Annotated in this window: 23 protein-coding genes; 19 read left to right on the top strand and 4 right to left on the bottom strand. The window is 52.9% G+C overall.

The features are described 5' to 3' along the window. Positions 1-29 precede the first annotated feature (29 nt). The 3 genes from GQ51_RS07915 to GQ51_RS07905 all read right to left on the bottom strand — a co-directional run bounded on the left by GQ51_RS07915 (position 30) and on the right by GQ51_RS07905 (position 2,378). Entirely contained in the window at positions 30-263 is a 234-nt protein-coding gene (locus GQ51_RS07915) for a sulfurtransferase TusA family protein (RefSeq protein ID WP_047554046.1), read from the bottom strand. A gap of 74 nt (positions 264-337) precedes the next feature. Continuing rightward, entirely contained in the window at positions 338-676 is a 339-nt protein-coding gene (locus tag GQ51_RS07910; protein ID WP_047551908.1) for a rhodanese-like domain-containing protein, read from the bottom strand. Positions 677-836: 160 nt separating this feature from the next. Beyond that, positions 837-2,378 (bottom strand): PAS domain-containing sensor histidine kinase, encoded by a 1,542-nt coding sequence (locus GQ51_RS07905; protein WP_052177767.1) that lies wholly within the window; start codon positions 2,376-2,378, stop codon positions 837-839. Between the two features lie 198 nt (positions 2,379-2,576). On the opposite strand from GQ51_RS07905, the gene GQ51_RS07900 reads away from it, so the two are divergent. From GQ51_RS07900 to GQ51_RS07815, 19 genes are all read left to right on the top strand, one after another. Further along, positions 2,577-4,595 (top strand): O-antigen ligase family protein, encoded by a 2,019-nt coding sequence (locus GQ51_RS07900; RefSeq protein ID WP_047551906.1) that lies wholly within the window; start codon positions 2,577-2,579, stop codon positions 4,593-4,595. 347 nt (positions 4,596-4,942) lie between these two features. Beyond that, entirely contained in the window at positions 4,943-5,116 is a 174-nt protein-coding gene (locus GQ51_RS12300) for a Flp family type IVb pilin (RefSeq protein WP_081987172.1), read from the top strand. Between the two features lie 168 nt (positions 5,117-5,284). Further along, entirely contained in the window at positions 5,285-5,482 is a 198-nt protein-coding gene (locus tag GQ51_RS07895; protein WP_047551905.1) for a Flp family type IVb pilin, read from the top strand. Between the two features lie 37 nt (positions 5,483-5,519). Then, complete coding sequence (locus tag GQ51_RS07890) at positions 5,520-6,059, top strand: A24 family peptidase (protein WP_047551902.1); 540 nt, start codon at positions 5,520-5,522, stop codon at positions 6,057-6,059. A gap of 147 nt (positions 6,060-6,206) precedes the next feature. Then, the gene (locus tag GQ51_RS07885; protein ID WP_200884411.1) at positions 6,207-7,550 is read left to right on the top strand and encodes an ATP-binding protein; all 1,344 of its coding nucleotides are present in this window, start codon (positions 6,207-6,209) and stop codon (positions 7,548-7,550) included. Positions 7,551-7,638: 88 nt separating this feature from the next. Beyond that, positions 7,639-8,514, top strand: coding sequence for a Flp pilus assembly protein CpaB (gene cpaB / locus GQ51_RS07880; protein WP_047551898.1), 876 nt, complete (start codon positions 7,639-7,641; stop codon positions 8,512-8,514). A 172-nt stretch (positions 8,515-8,686) separates the two neighbouring features. Next, entirely contained in the window at positions 8,687-10,066 is a 1,380-nt protein-coding gene (locus GQ51_RS07875; protein WP_235276190.1) for a type II and III secretion system protein family protein, read from the top strand. 10 nt (positions 10,067-10,076) lie between these two features. Then, entirely contained in the window at positions 10,077-10,424 is a 348-nt protein-coding gene (locus GQ51_RS07870) for a hypothetical protein (RefSeq protein ID WP_047551894.1), read from the top strand. A gap of 38 nt (positions 10,425-10,462) precedes the next feature. Then, positions 10,463-11,854 carry a pilus assembly protein TadG-related protein gene (locus GQ51_RS07865; RefSeq protein ID WP_047551892.1) on the top strand — a complete coding sequence of 464 codons (1,392 nt, stop codon included), beginning with the start codon at positions 10,463-10,465 and terminating at the stop codon, positions 11,852-11,854. Positions 11,855-11,862: 8 nt separating this feature from the next. After that, positions 11,863-12,330 (top strand): TadE/TadG family type IV pilus assembly protein, encoded by a 468-nt coding sequence (locus GQ51_RS07860; RefSeq protein WP_047554044.1) that lies wholly within the window; start codon positions 11,863-11,865, stop codon positions 12,328-12,330. Between the two features lie 20 nt (positions 12,331-12,350). After that, positions 12,351-12,923 carry a TadE/TadG family type IV pilus assembly protein gene (locus GQ51_RS07855; RefSeq protein ID WP_047554043.1) on the top strand — a complete coding sequence of 191 codons (573 nt, stop codon included), beginning with the start codon at positions 12,351-12,353 and terminating at the stop codon, positions 12,921-12,923. Between the two features lie 32 nt (positions 12,924-12,955). After that, a complete protein-coding gene (locus tag GQ51_RS07850) occupies positions 12,956-14,128 on the top strand; it encodes an AAA family ATPase (protein ID WP_047551890.1) in 1,173 nt (390 codons plus the stop codon). A gap of 68 nt (positions 14,129-14,196) precedes the next feature. Then, positions 14,197-15,570 carry a CpaF family protein gene (locus GQ51_RS07845; RefSeq protein ID WP_047551888.1) on the top strand — a complete coding sequence of 458 codons (1,374 nt, stop codon included), beginning with the start codon at positions 14,197-14,199 and terminating at the stop codon, positions 15,568-15,570. Between the two features lie 9 nt (positions 15,571-15,579). Beyond that, positions 15,580-16,554 carry a type II secretion system F family protein gene (locus tag GQ51_RS07840; RefSeq protein WP_047551886.1) on the top strand — a complete coding sequence of 325 codons (975 nt, stop codon included), beginning with the start codon at positions 15,580-15,582 and terminating at the stop codon, positions 16,552-16,554. A 24-nt stretch (positions 16,555-16,578) separates the two neighbouring features. Continuing rightward, the gene (locus GQ51_RS07835; protein WP_047551884.1) at positions 16,579-17,532 is read left to right on the top strand and encodes a type II secretion system F family protein; all 954 of its coding nucleotides are present in this window, start codon (positions 16,579-16,581) and stop codon (positions 17,530-17,532) included. Between the two features lie 28 nt (positions 17,533-17,560). Continuing rightward, positions 17,561-18,796: a LytR C-terminal domain-containing protein gene (locus GQ51_RS07830; RefSeq protein ID WP_081987123.1), complete on the top strand. Its 1,236-nt coding sequence runs from the start codon at positions 17,561-17,563 to the stop codon at positions 18,794-18,796. A 48-nt stretch (positions 18,797-18,844) separates the two neighbouring features. Then, the gene (locus GQ51_RS07825) at positions 18,845-19,069 is read left to right on the top strand and encodes a hypothetical protein (protein WP_047551880.1); all 225 of its coding nucleotides are present in this window, start codon (positions 18,845-18,847) and stop codon (positions 19,067-19,069) included. A 256-nt stretch (positions 19,070-19,325) separates the two neighbouring features. Next, the gene (gene modB / locus GQ51_RS07820) at positions 19,326-20,036 is read left to right on the top strand and encodes a molybdate ABC transporter permease subunit (protein WP_047551878.1); all 711 of its coding nucleotides are present in this window, start codon (positions 19,326-19,328) and stop codon (positions 20,034-20,036) included. Between the two features lie 8 nt (positions 20,037-20,044). Next, positions 20,045-20,683 carry a molybdenum ABC transporter ATP-binding protein gene (locus GQ51_RS07815; protein WP_047551876.1) on the top strand — a complete coding sequence of 213 codons (639 nt, stop codon included), beginning with the start codon at positions 20,045-20,047 and terminating at the stop codon, positions 20,681-20,683. Here GQ51_RS07815 and GQ51_RS07810 read toward each other — a convergent pair. Next, the gene (locus GQ51_RS07810; protein WP_200884410.1) at positions 20,673-21,533 is read right to left on the bottom strand and encodes a hypothetical protein; all 861 of its coding nucleotides are present in this window, start codon (positions 21,531-21,533) and stop codon (positions 20,673-20,675) included. The two genes, GQ51_RS07815 and GQ51_RS07810, sit on opposite strands and share 11 nt — an antisense overlap. Between the last annotated feature and the right edge of the window lie 69 nt (positions 21,534-21,602).

The following is a 21,602-nucleotide window of genomic DNA, read 5'->3' as shown; positions in this document are numbered from 1 at the left end:
CTGCCGGGAGCAGGTTTTTGGCGCGTGAATCAAGCCACCCGTTTTTTGATATAAAAAGTGAATGATTGATCATGTTCTTCAAGCTGCAGAAGTTCATGCCCGGTCTGTACGCAGAATGCCTTGAAATCCTTTACTGAACCAGGGTCGGTCGCGATTATTTTAAGCACCTGTTCCGGCGCCATGTCGCTTAAGCCTTTTTTACAGCGCAAAATCGGCAGCGGGCAATTCAGGCCGCTGGCATCTACTTCTTTATTAAACTGCATTATTTCTTTTTCCTGTAATTTACCGTTTTGTTTAATAAGCCGGCCGAGTTTCACGGCCTTGCATATCCAGCCCGTTAAGCCTTAGGCATGCTGCTGTTCGGCACAAAAGGGAAGCCTGCCCTTGCCCAGCTTAAAACCCCGCCCGACAGGTTGTATACGTCTTTATAACCTTTGCTGATGGCAAAGGCCGCCGCATGCGCCGAGCGCACGCCGCTATGACAGTAGAATACGATGGGTTCCGTTTTGTTCAGCGCATCACACTGGAGCGGAAGCAAGGCTAAGGGGATATGAATCGCACCTTCGATGATGCCGCGCGCGACTTCGTCATCATTGCGTACATCGACTAGTAATACCGGGCCGGATGAAAGCATGGCGATTAAATCATCCGGTTGAATCTGCTGATATGTGTTCATTGGAACAGGCCTTTGTTGATCAGCATCAATAATATCAATTAAGCGCCTGTTGCGCACTATATGAAATATCAACAGCGGATTAAAGTACGGGGCAGGGACAGGGTTTGAACGAGTCTGGATTTTGGCTCAGGCTCCCGAACCTGGCCTTGAACCTGAAAAATTACATTGAAGCGTCGAAGGCCGGCGGTGCAAAAGGCAGCGTGAAATGAAACGTAGTGCCGGGTTTGGTGCTTGGTTCAACCCATAGCTGGCCGCCGTTGGCTTCTGCCAGGGCGCGGCTGATCACAAGGCCCAGGCCGATACCGGTGGTTTTGGTGGTGAAAAAAGGCTCAAACATGCGGTTTGCAACATCAGGTGCCACCCCGGGGCCATAGTCCTGGACGGAAACATGCGCCATATTGGTTTCCGTATTGGTTCGCACCTTGATGATGATGGCCGCGGTGGATACGCCGGCGCTTTGCATCGCTTCTACCGCGTTCCTCAGCAGATTGACCAGTATCTTGATGACATGCGTCCGGCTGCCCAGTACCGGCCGGATATTTTTTTCCAGGTTCAGCGTACTGCGGAAATTTCCAAAGCCGCTGCTTTTTGCGATATTGAGCGCCTCTCTCACTGCATCATTGATATTCAGCTGGTCTTTGACCAGATCACCTTTTTGCAGGAAAGCCAGCAACTCGTGCAGGCTGTTGCCTGCACGCTGCGCCTGTTTCACGCAGCCTTCAAGCGCGCGCTGCAATTTTTCGGTATCAATGGAATTGTTTTCCAGTGCATGCAGGGCAACTTCACTGTAGGCGGAAATTGCGGCTAGCGGTTGATTGAGTTCGTGCGCAATGGCTGAGGCGGTTTGTGCGGCTACCTGTTGTGTAAAAACCTGCTCGGCTTCATCACGCTGTTCCTGCAGTTTTTTTTCAAGAGACCTTTGCTCGGTGATGTCACGTGCCACCCCTACCAGGCGGATCGGGCACCCATCGTGAAAATGCATCCTGCCAACGGCGGCCACCCAGTGTTCGCTGCCATCCCTGAAATTAGTGACGCGGTATTCTGCATGGTATCTTCCGTTGCCATCGGGGTCTGATGCATGTTTGAGCGCGGCTTGCCTGAGCGCGATATCTTCCGGGTGTATCGCTGAAAGGAGCTGCTTCTTATTGAGCGGGCTGCCTGGATCCAGCCCCCACAGTTCATGCATGCGGTCATCCCAGTACAGGATGTTAAAGTTGGCATCCAGGTCAAAAACGCCCAGGTTGGCGGCTTCCCTTGCGAAGCGCAGCCGTTCCTCACTGATTCTCAAGTCCTCTTCGGCCTGACGCCGCCTGTCTACAATACGCAGGGTGACCAGGGTGTAAGTTTTTATCTCGCCATGCAGCGGGCTCAGGCCTATGTGTACGTTCAGTTCCCTGCCATCCCGGGTCAATACGGTCAGGGTATTGCCGGTACCCATAGGGCGTTCTTCCCGGTTGTCGTTAAATGCCTGCCGGTAATGACGGTGGTGTTCGCGGTAGCGTTGCGGTATCAGTGATTCGACTTCAAGGCCGATAATGGTTTCCAGCGGGTAGCCAAGCAGCAGTTGTGCCGAGGGGTTGGCCTGAACAACCTGCCCGGCATCGTTAACCAGCAGCATCGCGTTAGACACGGTGTTAAACAGTGTCTGGAAACTCAGGTCTGAATATTGGCTGATCAACTGATATTCCTTCAGAATTACCATAAGGTTGCAATCGCTGTCATCAAGTCTAAGAGAGAAGTTTTTTTTTGTCTATGACTAATGCCTTAAAAGCCAGACCGGAAGAATGATTTCAGCTAGCGCTGCAACGGTGGTAGCATGCTGTAAAACAATGGTTGCCGCATGAGGCTTTATGCATGTTTATTTTGATCATGTGATCTCACTGCCCGGATATTCAATGCCATGGTATTCAATGCTATGGTATTCAATGCTATGGTATTCAGCACCATGAATGTTCGCCAGTTCATATACCTGTTATTTCTGGCAGAGCTCACTCTATCGGGTTTCTGGTATGCCGGCAGCGCAGTGACGGCCATGTTCCTGCTGGTTGCCGGCGCCGCCGGCTGTCAGCTTGTGTTCACGCGGCAGGCCTGTCAGGCCTATCGGCTTTCCAGGTTGATGCTGGTTTATCTGCTGTGGCTGTTCGTTGCAGGCTGGGCCAGCGCAGTACCCGAAACGGCACTGATGACGCTGCCGATGCTGGCCGGGTTGCCTGTCATGTACCTGTTTGCCACCAATACAGCGGCTTTTGCCGAAACGTGGCGGTATTTTCGGACATTGCTGTTCCTGCTGGGTGTTGGGTTTGCGCTATGGGCCATCTGGCAGGTGGTGCACCATACCGGATATGGCTATGCCCAGGGTCCGTTCCAGGACCGCAATGTGTTTGCGGCATTCATGAACCTGCTCTGGTTCCCTGCGGCATTTGTGCTGCTCACTGCTGAAAGTCGCCGCTATCGGTTCAAGTGCCTGGTGACAGCTGCCGGCCTGCTGATCATCAGCACCGCGCTGTTTGCGACCACTTCGCGCGGCGGCATCGCTGCCTGGCTATTGCTGCTGCCGGTTTTCCTGTGGGCGGCTTATCGTAATGACATGGCCAGAAAGCGCATCCTGTTCCTTGTGCTGCTGACGATCGCAGCGTACCTGTGCAGCACCGTGCTGTTGAACGTGAGCATTGCAGACCGTACCTTCCGCCTGGATCATGACCCGTCAGCCGCTGCACGGCTGCTGTTATGGCAGTCAGGCCTGAAAATGCTGCTGGCGCATCCTGTCATCGGCAGTGGCTGGGGTACCTTTGTCCATTATTATCCGGCATACCGGGTGCCGCTGGAAAATAGCACGGCCGGTTTCTTTGCCCATAATGATTACCTGCAGCTGGCTATTGAAGGCGGCCTGCCTGCCTTATTGCTGCAGCTATGCCTGCTGTATGGCGTGTGGGTGCAGCTCAAGCGCAGCCTGCGCCTGGCAGCGGCCACGGCAGGCTTTGAAAGCGCCGCCTTACTCTTGGGTGTGATGGCGCTATTCGTGCATGCGTTTGTCAATTTCATTTTTTACCTGGCCTTCATGAATATCCTCGCCGGCCTTTACCTGGCGCGTGCAGCGCAATTAACGGAGAAAGCCGCAGTGCTGCATGTTAGTCACATCAAAATGCTCAGCCCTTCGCTCAAGTATTTATGCGCCGGTTTCATCGTGGTGCTGATCCTGCTGCCGTATGGCGCGCATATCGTTGGCTGGTCAATCAACAGGCAGCATAATGTATCGCCGGAGAACCTGGTTTCCCAGCAATTCAATGCTTATCAACTCGCCGGGATCATCGCCATGATCCAGCCGCAGGAAAGGGTTGCACAGGAAACCATATTGCAGACTGCGGAACGGGCGCTTGCCGATGACGCATTGATACGCAGGGTGGGCACGGATTTTTACCGCAGATTGCTTGAGCAGACATTGCAGCGGTTCGATGCAGTGCGTGCGCTTAACGCAAACGACGCGGAACTAGGCGTGCGCGAGGCCAGGGTCCTGATCGGGCACCATGCGGCTTTCGATGACGGTTTTGCCTATGCAAAGGCGCATCAGGTGCTGAACCAGAGCCTGCAGGCCAACCCTTATCACGTTGATGCAATCATTACGCTGTCACGTTTGCAGCTGGAAGAAGGGCATGCTGCCAAAGCGCTGCAAACCCTGAAGCAAGCAAGTACTTACATACTGATGCAGCGCAACAGGCAGCTGATCCGGATCGAACTGCTCAGGCAGCTTGCGGCACCCGAAACCATGCCTGAGCTGGATGTCATGGACAAAGAGTTACGCAAACTCCGTCTTGGTTCCGAAACCGGCACGGCCTTGATACTGCCGGATAGTTACTATCCCGAGATCGACGCAAAACTGGACGCAATTGCGTACCGGATCCAGCAGAAAAATCCTAGATAAGTTTTTATCACCCATGGCCTGCGCAGCACCCGATGCTGCGCCGCGCTTGCACCGCTAACTACCCAGTGGCAATCATTCCCTGTACGTATTCATAGGCTGGTTTTAATCCATTCAAGCGACGTGAATGCACAGCTTTCTCCATCGTTCTGCAGGTTCGAAAGGATACCGCTTTCATAATAGGGGTTAGCACGTATATGAGTTAAATCATGACTGCGGTAGATTGTAGCTGTGTTGAGATATAGCCATAAGCCAATTACGGCGCCAAGGCAAGTAGCACAGGTAAATAATGGCTTAATGTAATGCAGTTTCGTAGCAATTAGTGTTTTTTTAATAAGAGGAGATTAATGATGAAAAAACTATATGCAGGTATCCAGCGTTTTATCCGTGATGAAGAAGGCGTTACCGCTATTGAATATGCATTGATTGCATCCTTGATCGCGGTGGTGATTATCGGTGCAGTTTCACTGGTCGGCCAGGATGTTAATTTAACCTTCAACAAGGTTGCGAATGCAATTTCCTGAGGCCTTAATTGCACTGTTTTGATGGCGGTATGGAAATTTTGGCTGTATCGCCATCAAAAAAACAGATTCAAAGAATAAGCAGCGCAGCGCTGCATGAATTGATCGCTGCTTCTGTTGCGCCCGCTATCGTAGCGAGGCCTGGCTGCCGGAAAAACAAAAGGGATGACGATGAATCGCTTGTGTGAAATGGTTAAAAGCTGGTGGCGGGATGAAGAAGGCGTGACTTCCATTGAGTATGTGATGCTCGCTTCGCTGATTGCGCTGGTGATCATTGCTTCAGTAGATGTGTTGGGTGACCGCGTATGCGGAAGATTCAAGAGTGTAGCTGAGGCGCTGGGCACCACAGCTATTATTACTTGCAGCTAAGCGTAGGTAAGTTTTAAAGACTGTTTGAGCGTATGAAATGACCGCGGAATTAACAGGATTGCTGGCGTTAATGATATTGAGCGTGCTGCTGTTGCTGGCCACGCGGGAAGATATGCGCAGTCATCGCATCCCGAACAGGCTGGTTCTGGCCGGTGTCGTGCTGGGGTTGGCGCTGAATGGATTATTGCCGGGCGGGCTAGGCTGGCTGGCCGCGCTGAAAGGGCTGGCACTTGGGCTGGCCGTGCTGCTGCCGATTTACCTGCTGCGTGCGATGGGTGCCGGCGATGTGAAGCTGATGGGTATGGTGGGCGCATTTCTGGGGGCTGGGGATTTGATCGGCGCCTTGATCGCAACCCTGATTGCTGGCGGTGTGATGGCCCTGGTTGCGGCATTATGGTCCAGGCAGTTCCTGAATCTGCTGCTGAATATCCGGGGAATGCTGTTGGGCGGCCTGTTGAGGATGAGTACAGGACGGCCGCCGCTCATGAACGACATGCCGTTATCGGTAGGGCAGTTACCGTATGCGGTAGCGATTACGACAGGTACTTTGGGTTACCTGGTTTGGCAGCGTATGTAAGTAAACGTGACTTAAAAACGAATTTGAGCGGCAATGATTCATCATTTAAAAAGGATGGCTGGCGATTAGCGGGATTGTGAGCGGTAACCCGGTTGCTATCCAGTGAGATCAAGGTATAAAAAAACAACCAAGATTGAAAAAACCATGATGAGCGAAGCGAAAATAAACAGCCTGTTTTCAGAGCGTAACGCCAGGCCCGGCGTAGAGCGGCGCCATGTGCAGTTGCCTGCGGCTCCCCATAGCATAGAGGAAACGGGGCTTGGTTTCCAATTTCTTGTCGAACTCGTTACAAAGACCTTATTCCTGCGTGGCCAGATGCGCCTGCAGGATCTCATTAAATCTACCAAACTTTCAATGGCAGTGCTGGAACCGGTGCTGTCTTTTTTACGTACTGAATACATGTGCGAGGTCATGCGTAACGGCGAGACCGAAACGGCCATTTCCTATAACTTATCCGAGCTGGGCCGTGAACGCGGCGAAGATTACCTGCGTAAAAGCCAGTATGTAGGCCCGGCGCCCGTTAGCCTGGATGCCTATATCAAGCAGGTGCGAGAGCAGTCGATTGCGGATATGGAAGTCACGAAAGAACACCTGGCGCAGGTGTTCGGCAGCCTGGTCGTCAAGGATGGGATATTGAGGCAGTTGGGCGCTGCAATGAATTCAGGCCGCGCGATCTTTGTATATGGCCCGTCCGGCAGCGGAAAAACCTATATTGCCGAACATCTGGCAGGCTTGCTTAACGGCGATGTGGCGATTCCACATGCGATTGTTGTGGACAACGAGATTATCCAGATTTATGACCCGCTGGTGCATATCCCTTTGCTGCCTAAGGGGTCTACGGACGAAAGCGGTTTTGTGCTTGATCGACGGCTTGCATCGGATGCGCGCTGGATACTATGCCACCGGCCGGTGATTAAAACCGGCGGTGAGTTAACGCTCTCCATGCTGGATCTTGATTTTGATGAGGGTGCCAGGTTCTATCAGGCGCCGCCGCAGGTAAGGGCCAACAACGGTTTGCTGATTATTGATGACCTTGGCCGGCAGCTGGCACCGGCAGTCGACATCATGAATCGCTGGATCGTTCCGCTGGACCGCCGTGTCGATTACCTGGCTTTGCATACGGGTAAGAAATTCATGATCCCGTTTGATGTGATCGTCGTGTTCTCTACCAATATCGCCCCCAGCAAATTAGCGGATGAGGCATTCCTGCGCCGGCTTGGCTACAAGATTTATGTCGGTGCGCTCAGCGAAGAGGAATATCGCCGCATCACGCAGCAGGTATGCCAGGAGCTGGGCATACCTTATAGCGAAGACGGCTTTAATTACCTGCTGCATGAGCACCACTATAAATCCGGCAAGCCGCTGTCGGCCTGCATTCCGCGCGACATCATGGAGCAGCTGCGCGATATATCGCGTTACGAAGGCAGGCAGGCCGAGATGACTAAGGAGCTGCTGGATTGGGCCTGGAACAACTACTTTACGCATGATTAAGATGACGTTAATGACGCAGGATTAATCGGGAAATAGAACGGCAAGCAATGAAAACGAAAAAACAAAATAGAGAAAAAGGGGTTTCCAAATGAAAAATCCGAGAGCTTTTCTGATGGTGATTATTTCGATAATCATAGGGTTGGGTGCAGTCGTGCTTGCATCGCGCTGGGTCAATAAACAGGCTTCTGTACAGTCCAGCAAGGTGGTAGTGGCCGCCACCGATGTCGATCTGGGAACGCCGCTTGCGCCGCAGATGCTGAAAGTGGCCGACTGGCCAATGGGCAGCGTGCCGGCGGGCGCTTTTACTGATGTTAAAGCGCTGGATACGCGGGTGCTGAAAACCAGTTTATCCCGCGGCGAGCCGGTTCTGGAATCCAAGCTGGCGCCACTGGGCGCGACTGGCGGCCTTTCTGCCGTGATTAAAGAAGGTAACCGTGCGATGACCGTGCGCGTGAACGATGTGGTTGGTGTTGCCGGTTTTGCCTTGCCAGGCAACTATGTAGATATCGTGGTGAATACCGTAGATGAAACTGCCAAGGCCGCAAACGGCAATAACAGCATCTCCAAGATCGTGCTTGAGCATATTCTGGTGCTGGCGGTTGCGCAGGAGCAGAACCGCGACGAAACCAAGCCCAAGGTCGTGAATGCCGTGACACTGGAGGTCACGCCTGAACAGGCCGAAAAACTTGACCTCGCGCGCAGTGTCGGCAGCCTGTCTCTGGTGCTGCGCAACCAGATCGACAGCAGCCTGGCCGCCACCGGAGGCTCTACCAAAAAAGATTTGTTGAATGGTGATACACAGCCAGCTGCCTTGCCTGTCGCTGCCGATGCCAAACCTGAAGCGACAGCGGCCAAACCGGAAGTCAAGAAAGTGGTTCGCCGTAAAGCGGTTGCCAAGAAACCTGAAACCTATGAACAGGTTGAAGTGATCAGGGGCAATGTGAAATCGGTTGAGAAGTTTTAGGTGTATGCAGCAGAAAATGTAAATTTAATGTGATGGCAATTCGGGAAGTATCACTCTTTAAGTGAATTTAGGATATTGCTAGGGAGAGTTTAAAATGAATGAGCACAGCAATGTAAAAAGTCTTATGACGCACGATTTATCGTGCCATTTAGCGCGGCATAGCATCAAAGCCATGGTCGCTGTCCTGGGGTTCGCCGTACTCATTGGCGGCCCGGTATACGCGGCAGAATCGGCAGGCAGGATCATCCCAACCTCTACTGAGCTTGCTCCCAGAATGGAGTTTTCTCCGGGGCAATCGCACCTGATCAGGATGCCGGCCGGAGTCAACCTGAAACGGGTCAAGGTCGAAGATGACAAGATCGTGCAGGTGGAGGTTACCAGCCCCAGGGAGATCGTGCTGCATGCCAAAAGCATAGGGACCACTTCACTCATGATCTGGGATAAGTCAGGCCAGGTCACCATCATGGATATCAGCGTGATGGGCAGTACCGTAGCGATGGATGCAATGGCATTGCAGGGCAAGCTGAAACAGATGCTGCCGGATGAAAAAGGCATCTTTGTCGGTACCGCCGGAAAATCACTGGTGCTGAGCGGCACGGCAAGCGATGCCGTGAAAGTCGATAAAGCGATGACATTGGCCGAGGCCTACGGGGGCAAGGATAACAAGGTGATCAACATGATGCAGGTGGGCGCACCGCAGCAGGTGATGCTGGAAGTGAAAATGGCCGAGATCTCAAAAAACCTGCTGGACCAGCTAGGTGTTAACTTCAGAGCCGGACGCGCGAATGGCGGGGTTGCTTACGATATCCTGAGCGGTTTTTCGCTTACAGGGGCGGGCAAGCTGGTGTTCAGAAACGGCGGGACGACCGTCACCATCGATGCCGACAAAACCGACTCAGTGTTCAAGATACTGGCTGAACCCAATATCATTGCCATCAGCGGTCAGGAAGGCAGCTTTCTGGCGGGGGGTAAATTTTATATCCCGGTTCCGCAGGGCGGCACCAATAACGCAATCACCCTGGAAGAAAAGGATTTTGGTGTAGGCCTGAGGTTTACGCCTACGGTTCTGGAAAAAGGCCTGATCAACCTGCGTGTCGCACCTGAAGTGACCGAGCTGGCTAAGGCAGCCGATACAGCGAACACTACGATTTCCAATTACCCTACGCTGATCACCAGGCGTGTTTCCACTACGGTGCAGTTGAATGACGGGCAAAGTTTTGCAATTGCAGGCCTGATCAAAAACAATGTCACCGAGAACATCAAACGCTTCCCGATTCTTGGGGAAATCCCGATATTAGGCGCCTTGTTCAGAAGCAGTTCGTTCCAGACCGAAAAAACCGAGTTGCTGTTCGTGGTGACGCCACGCCTGGTTAAACCGCTGCCGCCGGATTATGCCTTGCCTACGGATAGTTTCAGCCCGCCTAGCAGAACCGAGTTTTTCCTGAACGGCAAGCTGGAAAGCGTATCGCCTCCTGCTGAAAACGCACCTGCGGCGACAACAACCGAAAAACCGGCACAACAAAGCCCTAACGACGGCTTTGAGATGAAATAAGGAGAGCATCATGGATACATCAACAATAAAACCGGTATCACTTAAATTGATACTCTCAGTGTTGCTGGCTACCGTTGCGGCGGGCTGCGCAACGCCTACGCCGAAACTGGACGATAACTTCGGCAGCGCGGTGAATGCAGCGAAAGCGGCGCAGATCATTAACCCGGATGCCTCACTGAATACCGACCCCGTGGCCGGTATAGACGGCCAGGCTGCGGATGCGGCGATGAGCCGTTACCACAGGTCTTTCGTTCAGCCCGCAACCACACCCAATGTATTTAATATCGGCGTGAGCAGCGGCGCCAGCAGCATGGGCGGCGGCAGTAGCGGCAGCAGCAGTGGTGGTTCATACAGGTAGCATGCCGGCTGTGTGAGTGGATAGTGAAGGAGCCTATGATGATTAAGCAACAGGGTTTAAGGGCAGGAATCAAATCACGCCAGCATGGCGCGGTAGCGATTATTGTTGCTATTTGCCTTGTTGCGCTTGTCGGTTTGCTGGGACTGGTGCTTGACCTGGGGCATCTGTATGTCACAAAAACCGAGCTGCAGAATGCTGCGGATGCCGCGTCGTTAAGCGGAGCCAAAGAGCTCAATGGCAGGCTGACAGGTATCAATAATGCGATCAGCAAGGCAGTAGAGGCCGCGGGAAGAAATAAATTCAATCTTCAATCTCAGGCACTGGTGATTTCATCGGCAGATATCAGGGTAGGGGCATGCCATACTTCCGGCTGCATGGTGCCGATTACCAGCATCACAACGGATGCCCTGGCTGCCAATAAAACCTTTCTTGAAGTGAATACCGGCCGCCACAACCTGGGTACCTGGTTTGCTCAGGTACTGCCTTCCATCATAAGCAATATGGCAACCTCGGCAGTGGCTGTGGCAGGCAAATATGCGGCAGATATCACGCCTATCGCCATTTGCCAGTTAGCAAACCCTGGCACGACTAATGAACTTGGGTATGAGCGCGGCGTATCTTATAAGGTGAGTGCAGCCAATCCCATAGGCCCCGGTACTATGTATTGGATCGATCCGGAGTCTGCAACGCCAGGCAACTGTCCTGTCACCAATACTAACGCGGGCAGGCCTTATGTCTGTGCGGGCAAGATCGGGTTCACGCCAGTCGTGGGGCAGACGGTCAACACCAACTCGGGTAACTCCTTAGGTCCATTCTTTGAAGCACTCGACTCCAGGTTCGATATGTATCCTTCATCAGCGCAATGTGACCCGGCGACTGCGCCTCCTGATGCCAATATCAAAGAGTATGTCCCTGGGTCTGCACCGGGTTTGGCAGATCAATGGATGGGGACTGACCCGGTTCAGCAAAGCATCACTTTTGTTGATAGTGCAACTAACGGTGCGTGTAAACCTAACAAACCTTGTAAAGCAAAACCATACAGTTTGAGAACTGCGACAGATTATGGCGTGCTGTGGGCTGGTAACCGACCCAGCGGCGCAACCGTAGCGCAGTGGTCAACGCTGTATAACGGTAATACTGCCACCAGCTATCCGGAGACTTCGCCTTATGCACAAACCAGTGGAGATTTCTTTACTGCGCCAGCGGTTGCACATCGACCCGGTATTCCTAGGCGCAGGGTACTCAATATGGTGATTGTTGATTGCTCAGCGGCAGGCGGTAACTGCCGTCCTGTGACGGTATTGGGTGTAGGGAGATTTTTAATGCAGCGGAAAGCCAGTCTGCCCAACTCTGATAAAGATTTATATGTTGAGTTTGGCGGATTGCTGCCTACACCGCTGCCAACCAGTGACATCAAGCTTTACAGATAGATATGGATATGCGGATATTAAACACCAATGCTCACTCCATACCGCAGCAGCGCGGGGCTGCCGCGGTTGAGTTTGCGTTGGTGATTATTCCCCTGCTGATGATCGTTGCTGGCATCATCGAATTCGGCAGGACGTTCTGGTACTACGATGCGCTCGCTAAAAGTACAAGGGATGCTGCGCGCTATGTTTCCAATACCAGGGTAAGCCCTGCGGTAGGCGTCAATGACACGATAAAAGCTAACGCAAGAACGATGGTGCTTAATGCGGTAAATGCAGCCAAAGTGCCTGCTTTTTCAACATCCTACGTAGATGTAGTGTGTGACCCGACAGATTGCGTGGCACCCACTTACGTGACAGTAAGCATCATCGATTATCCGGTGACCATTGGCGGCTGGATACCGATCATTGTTTCTACCGGCGCCGTGACCTGGAATGCTACGCTTTCTCCCGCAACTACAATGCGGTATATGCAATGAGTGAAATCATGCTGACAATGATGACAACAGATCAACGGGTATTCGGGCACAGGCAGCAGGGTGCGGCAGCGGTCGAGTTTGCCATTGTTGCGGCAATCCTGTTTATCCTGCTGTTTGGCATTATGGAATTTGGACGGATGTTTTATGTGTTTAATACCGTGCAGGAAGTCACGCGGCATGCCGCTCGAGAGGCTGTCGTCAGGCAAGTGGATAACTCCAGTACCAGTCCGGCAAAGATAGCGGCATTGTTTGGGCAGAACTCAATGCCGGCAGGTGCCGAGATCGCAGTCGGTAATGTAGATATCAAATATCTGAAAGCAGATGGCGTGGAGATAATATCCAGCAGGCTCCCGCCAACTGGCTCCGACAATATAACGGCATGCCTGGACCCTAGCGGTAGTTATGACTGTATCGCATTTGTAAGGGTGTCGATTACCAATGCCACTTATGCGCCGGTTGTCAGTATCTTTTCCACGTTGCAATTAACAGCATTCCCATTTTCGGAGAGCAATCCATTCAGAATCGATCTTAGAGTTCCTATTCCTGCTTCAACGGTGACGATGCCCGCAGAAAGCATGGGGTATTCCGGTTAAAAAATTTTGGATGAAAAATAAAAATGAGACCAATGAAAATAACAATAATTTCGCCTAACAAGACCCTGATGGAAGGTATTCGGCGGGTTTTGCTGGAAGATAATCCGCAGCGCGTTTTCTACCTGTTTGAAGGGAGCCTGGATAAAGCGGTCAACATCATCAACCTAATCAATAAAGAGTCGCCTGATGTGGTGATTCTTGATGAGTCAGGGGTGGATGCAAAAGACCTGGCCGCGCTGGAGCAGGCCTGCATGCAATACCCGAGTACGGGTTTTATCATGCTGAACGAGACCGTGTCGCAGGAGTTCCTGATCAGCGCACTGCGCATCGGCGTTAAGGATGTATTGAAACTGCCGCTGGTGAATGAGGAACTGCTGCGTGCGGTGCATCGCGTGGAGAGCAAATCAAATTATGCTGCGGCCACCAAGCAGGGTAAAGTCATCGTGTTCACCTCGGGCAAGGGCGGCAGTGGCGCTACTTTCCTTGCCTGTAACCTGGCGTATACCCTGGCGGCTACGCATGGCGATATCAAGGTAGCCTTACTTGACCTGAACCTGCAATTCGGTGATGCGGCACTGTTCCTGTCTGACCATATTCCGCCCAATACGCTGGCGGATGTCGCCAGCAATATTGCCCGCCTGGACTCTTCTTTCCTGGCTTCGTCCATGGTGCAGATCCTGCCGAATTTCGGTGTGCTTGCAGCCCCTGAAGATGCCGAGCGTGCAGTGGAAGTGAAGCCGCAGCATGTGGATACGCTGATCAAGCTAGCCAAACGCCAGTATGACTTTGTGATTCTGGATATCGGCCGCACCCTGAATTCATCAAGCCTTAAAGCGCTGGATCATGCCGATAACATTTTCCTGGTGCTGCAGCAGACACTGCCGTTCATTCGCGATTCCAAACGCCTGATCAAGATCCTGCTTTCCCTGGGGTATCCGAAAGCCAAAATCAACCTGTTGATCAACCGCTGCGAGAAGGCCAGTGATATTGATGTGCGCGATGTGGAAGCGACCCTGGAAATGAAAGTCTATGAGCGGATTCCCAATAGCTACGCGACCGTTTCGGCGTCGGTTAACCAGGGTGTGCCGATCATGAAGATTTCCAGGCACGATCCGGTCAGCAAGAGTTTAGAGGGCATCGCAGAAAAGCTGACGGAGATACCCGGTGCGAAGGAGAGCAGCTGGCTTTCAAAATTATTTAATTGAGCACATCAGCACGGTAACCAGAACTATAAGTCAGCTGAGGCATGCTGATTCGAGGAAGGATAAGGACTATGTCATTACGCGATCGATTGGAAGAAATCAAAAAAGATGAAACCCCGGTTTCAATCACGGCGCAAACGCAGGCGCCGCAGCAATACGGTTTTATGGGTTATCAGGAGTATCAGGCCCTAAGGTCACGTATCCACCGTAAGTTGCTGGACCGTGTTGACCTGGTGATGATGGAAAGCATGTCGGGCGAACGCTTGCGCGAAGAGCTCAAAACGCTGGTCGAGCGTCTGCTGACTGAAGAGACCATCGCAATCAATGATTCAGAACGCCTGAACCTGGTGCGAGATATTCAGCATGAGGTACTGGGTTTGGGGCCGCTGGAAATCCTGATGGCAGATGCTACGGTGTCGGATATCCTGGTCAATACTTACCGGCAGGTGTATGTCGAACGCAAGGGCAAGCTTGAACTGACGGATGTGCGCTTTGAAAGTGAGGCGCATCTGCTCAAGATCATCGACAAGATCGTTTCCGGTGTCGGGCGGCGCGTGGATGAATCCAGCCCGATGGTGGATGCGCGTTTGCCTGATGGTTCGCGCGTGAACGTCATTATTCCGCCGCTGGCTGTTGACGGCGCCTTGATGTCTATCCGCCGTTTTGCACTGGTTCCGCTGCAGATGAAGGATTTTATTGAATATAAAAGCCTGACGCCGCCGATGGCGGAAATATTGCAGGGGCTGGTGAAAGCCAAGGTCAATATCCTGATTTCAGGCGGTACCGGTACCGGTAAGACGACATTGCTGAACATCATGTCCGGCAGCATTCCGGGGTCGGAGCGTATCGTGACGATTGAAGATGCAGCTGAATTGCAACTGCAGCAACCGCATGTCGTTCGCCTTGAAGTGCGTCCGCCCAACATCGAAGGCAAGGGCGAGGTCACGCCGCGCATGCTGGTGCGCAACAGCCTGCGTATGCGTCCTGACCGCATCATCGTAGGCGAGGTGCGCGGTGCCGAAGTGGTGGATATGCTGCAGGCGATGAATACCGGCCACGAAGGTTCCATGGCGACCGTTCACGCCAATACGCCGCGTGATGCGCTGACCCGGCTGGAAAACATGTTCGGCATGGCGGGCTTCAACCTGCCGCCGAAAGCCATGCGCGAACAGATCAGTTCGGCGCTGACCGCGGTGGTGCATCTGACCCGGCTGAGTGACGGTAAGCGCAAGATCACGAGTATCCAGGAAATTACCGGTATGGAGGGCGATATTATTACCATGCAGGATATTTTCACATTCGAACAAACCAGCGTTGCAGAAGACGGCACCGTGAATGGCCGCTTCCGGGCGACAGGTATCCGTCCGCGCTTTGTAGAACGCTTGCGTACACACGGGGTTCATGTGCCTGATGAATTGTTCGATCCAACGGTCCTGTTTGAATAGGAGGTTGATGTGGACTTTCTCTATTATCTGTTTGTAGTGCTGGGCTTCTTTGCGGTAGTGCTGTTCCTGGAAGGTGTTTTTCTCACATGGAATGCCTACAAAGGGCCGGAAAAAACACGTATTGCCAAACGGTTGCAGGCAATATCGGCAGCAGGCGGCAGCGGCCAGGCTGCGACATTGGCCAAGCAGCGTCTGCTTGCAAAAACCCCTGAATTGCAAAGCCTGTTGCTGAGCCTGCCGCGGGTACACCTGCTGGATCGGCTATTGCTGCAATCAGGCTCGAACCTTAGCGTGGCGGCTTTCCTGGGCATCAGTATCCTGATGGCGCTGCTTGGCGCAGCGATTGCCGTGTTTCTGGCGATGCCGCTGTTCTTTCTGGTTGTGCTGGCGATAGCGCTCGGATCGTTGCCGTTGATTCTGACGATCAATGCGAAAAATAAACGCATGCGGGTGATTGAAGCGCAGCTGCCTGATGCGCTGGACCTGATGGGGCGCGCCATGAGAGCCGGGCATGCATTCCCGAGCGCTTTGCGTATGGTGGGCAACGAGATGTCCGAGCCGATCGCGTCAGAGTTCAGGCTGGTGTTTGAGGAAATCAACTATGGCATCTCCACACAGGAAGCCTTGACAAACCTGAGTGTGCGCGTGCCGAGCACCGATCTCAGTTATTTTGTGATTGCGGTGCTGATCCAGCATGAAACAGGCGGTAATTTATCCGAACTGCTGAGCAACATCAGCGGGATTATCCGGGAGCGCCTGAAACTGATGGGAACGGTGCGCGTGCTGTCGGCAGAGGGCAAGCTGTCGGCCTGGATACTGACATTGCTGCCTTTCATACTTGGCGCCACTTTGCAGGTGGTTAACCCCGGCTTTTTAAGCGTGCTCTGGACCGACCCGCTGGGTATCAGGTTAAGCCTTGTCGCCCTGGGCATGATGCTGCTGGGTATTTATGCGATGAGCCGCATCATTAAAATCAGGGTGTAAGCAGATTAATGAATTGAGAATAATATGAACAGCATACAAATCATTTATCTAGCATTAATTTTCATTACCGTGTTTGTGGTCGCACTGGTGATCCTGACACAATTCAATACCAAGTCTCTGCAAGACAGGCTGCGGATTGTGAGATCCGGCCGTGATGATCCAGTCGAGATCGACGAGCAGGCCAGGGTTGCTCCATGGGTGGGCAAGATCATTGAACTCACCAAACCGGTAGCCCAGCTTTCAGTGCCTAAAGAAGGGTGGGAGACTTCCCAGCTGCGCATCCGTTTCATGAATGCCGGCTACCGCAATGAAACGGCGCCGATGGTCTATTTCCTGGCAAAAACGCTGCTTACCTTTGCGCTGCCGCTGATGGTCATCCTTTACGTTACGATCAGCGGGATCAACCTTAAGGCGAATCTGTTGCTGCTGTTCATTGTTACCGCTGCCGGATTGGGCTATTTCCTGCCGAATGTGTTCCTGGAGCGTCGCATCGCTTATCGGAAACGTGAAATCCTCGACAGCTTTCCGGATGCCATGGACCTGATTATCGTCTGCGTAGAATCAGGCCTGGGTCTGGATGCTGCGCTGGCAAGGGTCAGCGAGGAAATGCACATGATCAGCCCGACACTGGGTGAAGAGCTGCATCTGATCAACCTTGAACTGCGTGCAGGCAGCTCGCGTGAAAGGGCGTTACGCAACCTTGCACTGAGAACCGGGGTTGAGGATATTGACACGCTGGTGGCGATGCTGGTGCAGTCAGACCGTTTCGGTACCAGTATCGCACAGGCTTTGCGGGTACATGCGGAGAATCTGCGCACCAAACGCCGCCTGCGGGCAGAAGAGGCGGCTGCCAAGATTGCATTGAAGCTGCTGTTCCCGCTGATATTCTTTATATTCCCATCAATGCTGCTGGTACTGTTAGGGCCGGCGCTCATCAGCATACATCGCATCATGCTGCCGGCATTGGCGGGTCAGTAGACGTAGTTGTTAAGTTTGGAGGTTTCAAATGAACGCTAAACATAAAATCTTACCGGCAGTGTGCTGCATCGCATTGATGACGAGCTGCGCGTCTAACCAGAGTACCAGTGCCGTGCCGTGGACAATCAAGTCAACCGCGGTGACCAGAAGCAGCGGCGACAAACCTGAAGCCATGTACCAGCTGGGCCGTTACTACCAGGGGCAGAACCGCTTTGATGAAGCGATCAATGCTTATATGAAAGCGCTGAATGCAGATGCCGGCTTCGTGGAGGCACGCAATGGCCTGGGCGTCGTTTACTCAAGACAGGGCAAGTACCGCGAGGCGATCGAGGCATTCCGCCTCGCGATCAAACAGGCACCCAAGGCTGCGCATTTATACAGCAATATGGGCTATGCCTATTACCTGCAAGGCCAGTATGCCGAGTCGGTAAAAGCGTTGCAGCAGGCAACGGCGCTTGACCCAAATAACCAGCGTGCGCTGAATAACCTGGGTCAGGCTTATGCCAAGGCCGGCAATACTACGCAGGCCGCACTGGCTTTTTCTGAAGCCATCAGCGTAGAGAAAACCACTCAACAAGCAGCCGAGGCCGCCGTGCCCGTGCCTGCCCCAAGCGCGCCGCCCAGCGTGACCTATATTGCAGCGGCTGCAACTCCAGCTCCAGCCGCTGATTCCAGTGCCGTCTCAACCGCAGCTGCACCGCAGGATGTGCAGGTACTGGCAATCCCCAAAGACCGGGGCGTTATCCGCACAGCCGATACGGCGCCGCTGGTGGTGCCTGCAATAGAGAGCCGGGCAAAACTGGTGCAATTGGCACCGCATGTATCAGAGCTGCAGATCAGTCCGCAAAGTGCCGAAACAGTGCAGGTCGCAGCCGTCGAGGCTGAGCAGAACATGCAGCAGATACGCCTTGAAGTGGCAAACGGAAACGGCGTGAACGGTGCGGCCGGTAAAGTCAGCAGGTTCCTGCGCGAACAGGGGTATATGGCAACGCGATTGACCAATAAAAAGCCATACCGGACGCTGACGACACAGATCCATTATCGCCCTGGCTATGAGGCGCAGGCGCTGTTGCTGCAATCCAAACTGCTGGATGCGCCCAAACTTGTTGAGCGCCGTGATATTCGTGCCAATGTGAACGTCAGGGTCGTGCTGGGCAGGGATATGGTGACGCAGCTTGCCCATTATGAATCCCGGACAAAAGCAACGCAGCTCGCCCTGCATGCTTCAGAAGGCAACACAGGTGCCGTGCAGCAGCTTTTTTAGCAGTAAAAATGTAGCGCTTAAATTTTTTAACAAAAGGGAGTAAATAATATGTCTGATGTGAATCACGTTATTGAACCGGCAAGATTCGGTATCTGGATCGCTGTAACGTTTGTCGTTGCAGTGCTGGCGCTCATTTTGTCTTTAGTGGCCGTTAGCCGGACAAATACATTGACCACCATTACCCAGGGCGAAGTCCTGCTGCTTAACAAAAAAATAGGGGGTACGCAGCCCGAAGCAGCGCCGCCTGCCGAAGCAGAGGCTGCGGCACAGTAAATATTGACGGCCAATATCGATATTGAATATTGATAGTCAATATCGATAACAGGTATTGTTTTAATATCATCCGGCAACAGCCGCATGCGCGCTGTTGCCGGATTACTGTCGTTTAGATTCGAGAAAAAGCGATGCATGGATACAAGCCGCCGCAGACCATATTGGCGCCTTGTTATCAAGAAGCGGGCGCGGGATTCAGCCATGACGGTTGAGCCGGGGCGCGCCACAAAAGCATGTAGTAGGCTACAATCCCGATATGCTTGATCTTTTCCATTTCACATCCGCTGAAATTTCAATATTGCTGCTTTCATTAAAAGTGGCCTTGTTTTGCGTGGCGCTGATCCTGATTCCGGCGACCGCTGTCGCATGGCTGCTCGCGCGAAAATCCTTCTTCGGTAAATCCTTGCTGGATAGCCTGGTGCACCTGCCACTGGTTCTGCCGCCGGTCGTGCCGGGGTTCCTGCTGTTATTGCTGCTGGGTAACCAGGGTCTGATCGGCAGGTACCTGCATGAGTATTTTGGCATCAGCCTGGCGTTTACGTGGATGGGCGCGGTCGTCGCCTCTGCCATGATGGCGTTTCCGCTGATGGTGCGCTCGGTGAGGCAGGCGATCTCGCAGGTAGACAAGGGGCTGGAGATTGCAGCCCAGTCCCTGGGGGCGCATCCGCTCAGGGTGTTTTTCACCATTACCCTGCCGTTATCCATGTCCGGCATTATTACGGGTTTGATATTGGCTTTCAGCCGCAGTATGGGTGAATTTGGCGCAACCATTACCTTTGTCGGCAATATCGAGAATGAAACACGCACGCTGCCACTGGCGATTTACAGCTACACACAGGTGCCGGATGGCGACCTGCCGGCTTTGCGCCTGGTCATATTAAGCGTTTTACTGGCGCTGGGTGCGCTGATGGTGAGTGACAGGCTGGAGCGTAAAGCCAACCTGCAGATCGGGCGCGGGCATGATTGAGGTACGGCATGATTGAAGTGCAGGCGCGGCTTGAACGGCCGAATTTCGAGCTGGATGTCTCGCTGCAGCTGGAACATCGCGTGACCGCTATTTTCGGGCCGTCGGGTTCAGGTAAAAGCACCTTGCTGAATATCATTGCCGGCATCATCAGACCAGATAGCGGGCGTGTCGTGATCAATGGCGAATGCCTGTTCGACAGCCGGACACATATCAATCAACCCGTACATGCACGCAGGATAGGGCTGGTATTCCAGGATGGGCGCCTGTTTCCGCACCTGAATGTTGAGCAGAACCTGCGTTATGCCTTGAATTTTATCCCTGCCAGCCGGCAGCAGTTTGATTTCGGGCACATTGTGCAGCTGCTTGAAATCGGCGCCTTGCTGCAGCAGCGCCCACATCAGTTATCCGGCGGCGAGAAGCAAAGGGTGGCGTTAGGACGTGCGCTCCTGAGCTCGCCCAGGCTGCTGATGCTGGATGAGCCGCTGGCATCGCTGGACGACAGGCTGAAGAACCAGATCCTGCCTTTCTTGAAATTAATTGCTGATGAAATCAATATTCCGATGATCTACATCAGCCATTCCAAAAAGGAAATCATGCAGATTACGGATAATTTCATTCATATCCTGAACGGCAAGGCTAAAAGTTGAATGCGCTTTTTGGTTTTACCAGGCTGCGTATATAGCCCGTAAGTGACATGTCGATCAGTTCATTCACGGGCAGTTTGCCAAACCCGCTATCCGGATTGTTCGCGTAATTGTTGGGGGTGTGATGTATCAGGGCATCCGGGTCAATCTGCCGTGTGCTGCTGTCATATCCGACCAGGTTTCTTGAAGTGTAGCCCGCCGGTATTTTTGCAAAGGTGAGCCCCTGCGCCGCTTTTTCCCTGATATTCCAGATGCCGAAATCCGGGCTGCATGATGGACCGGATAAATGTTCCTGCATCAGCTCCCTGTCCATTAAATACATGCCCTGATATGGTTTGCGTAAGTTTACGAAATAATAATGATCCGAGATCCTGACTTTCGGCAGCTGCCAGAAGGGGATCTTCTTGGTAACGTCGCTGCTGTATGGTGTATCTTCTTCTGATTTGTACTCAAACCTCAGGAAAGATGGAAGGAGCCCATGTGGCCTGAGCGTTTCCCGTGCCTGCATCCAGTATGCAATATTGCCGGGGTGAATGCACATGTCATCTTCAAGATACATAAAGTGCGTAATGCCCTCGTCCTGACGGAACTTCTCCCTGAAAATATCGAGATGGCACCACGTGAGCAGATAAGGGTGCCCCAGCAGTTCAGGAACAAGAATTTCTGCTTCGAGCTGTTGGTCAAGGCTCGCCATGATTTTCTGGTGATGGCCTTCATCCTTGGTGTTGGTGGTAATGAATACTTGAACCTGGTTCGCCAGGCTGGAGAAATGGCGTGAGATTGCGGATAGGTATTTGAGCCGCGCCTCAACGTAATAAAATGTTACCGCTATGATCAGTTTGTCGATTTTCATCTGTGGATTTTAATTTGAGGTTTGTTCGGGAACCAGGTTCAGGCTTGATGGACCATTGACGCCATATGT

Source organism: Methylotenera sp. G11, from assembly GCF_000799735.1.
In the GTDB taxonomy this organism is placed as follows: domain Bacteria; phylum Pseudomonadota; class Gammaproteobacteria; order Burkholderiales; family Methylophilaceae; genus Methylotenera.
The sequence above is the reverse complement of the archived record's forward strand: the minus strand, read 5'-3'. Positions and strand labels throughout refer to the sequence as shown.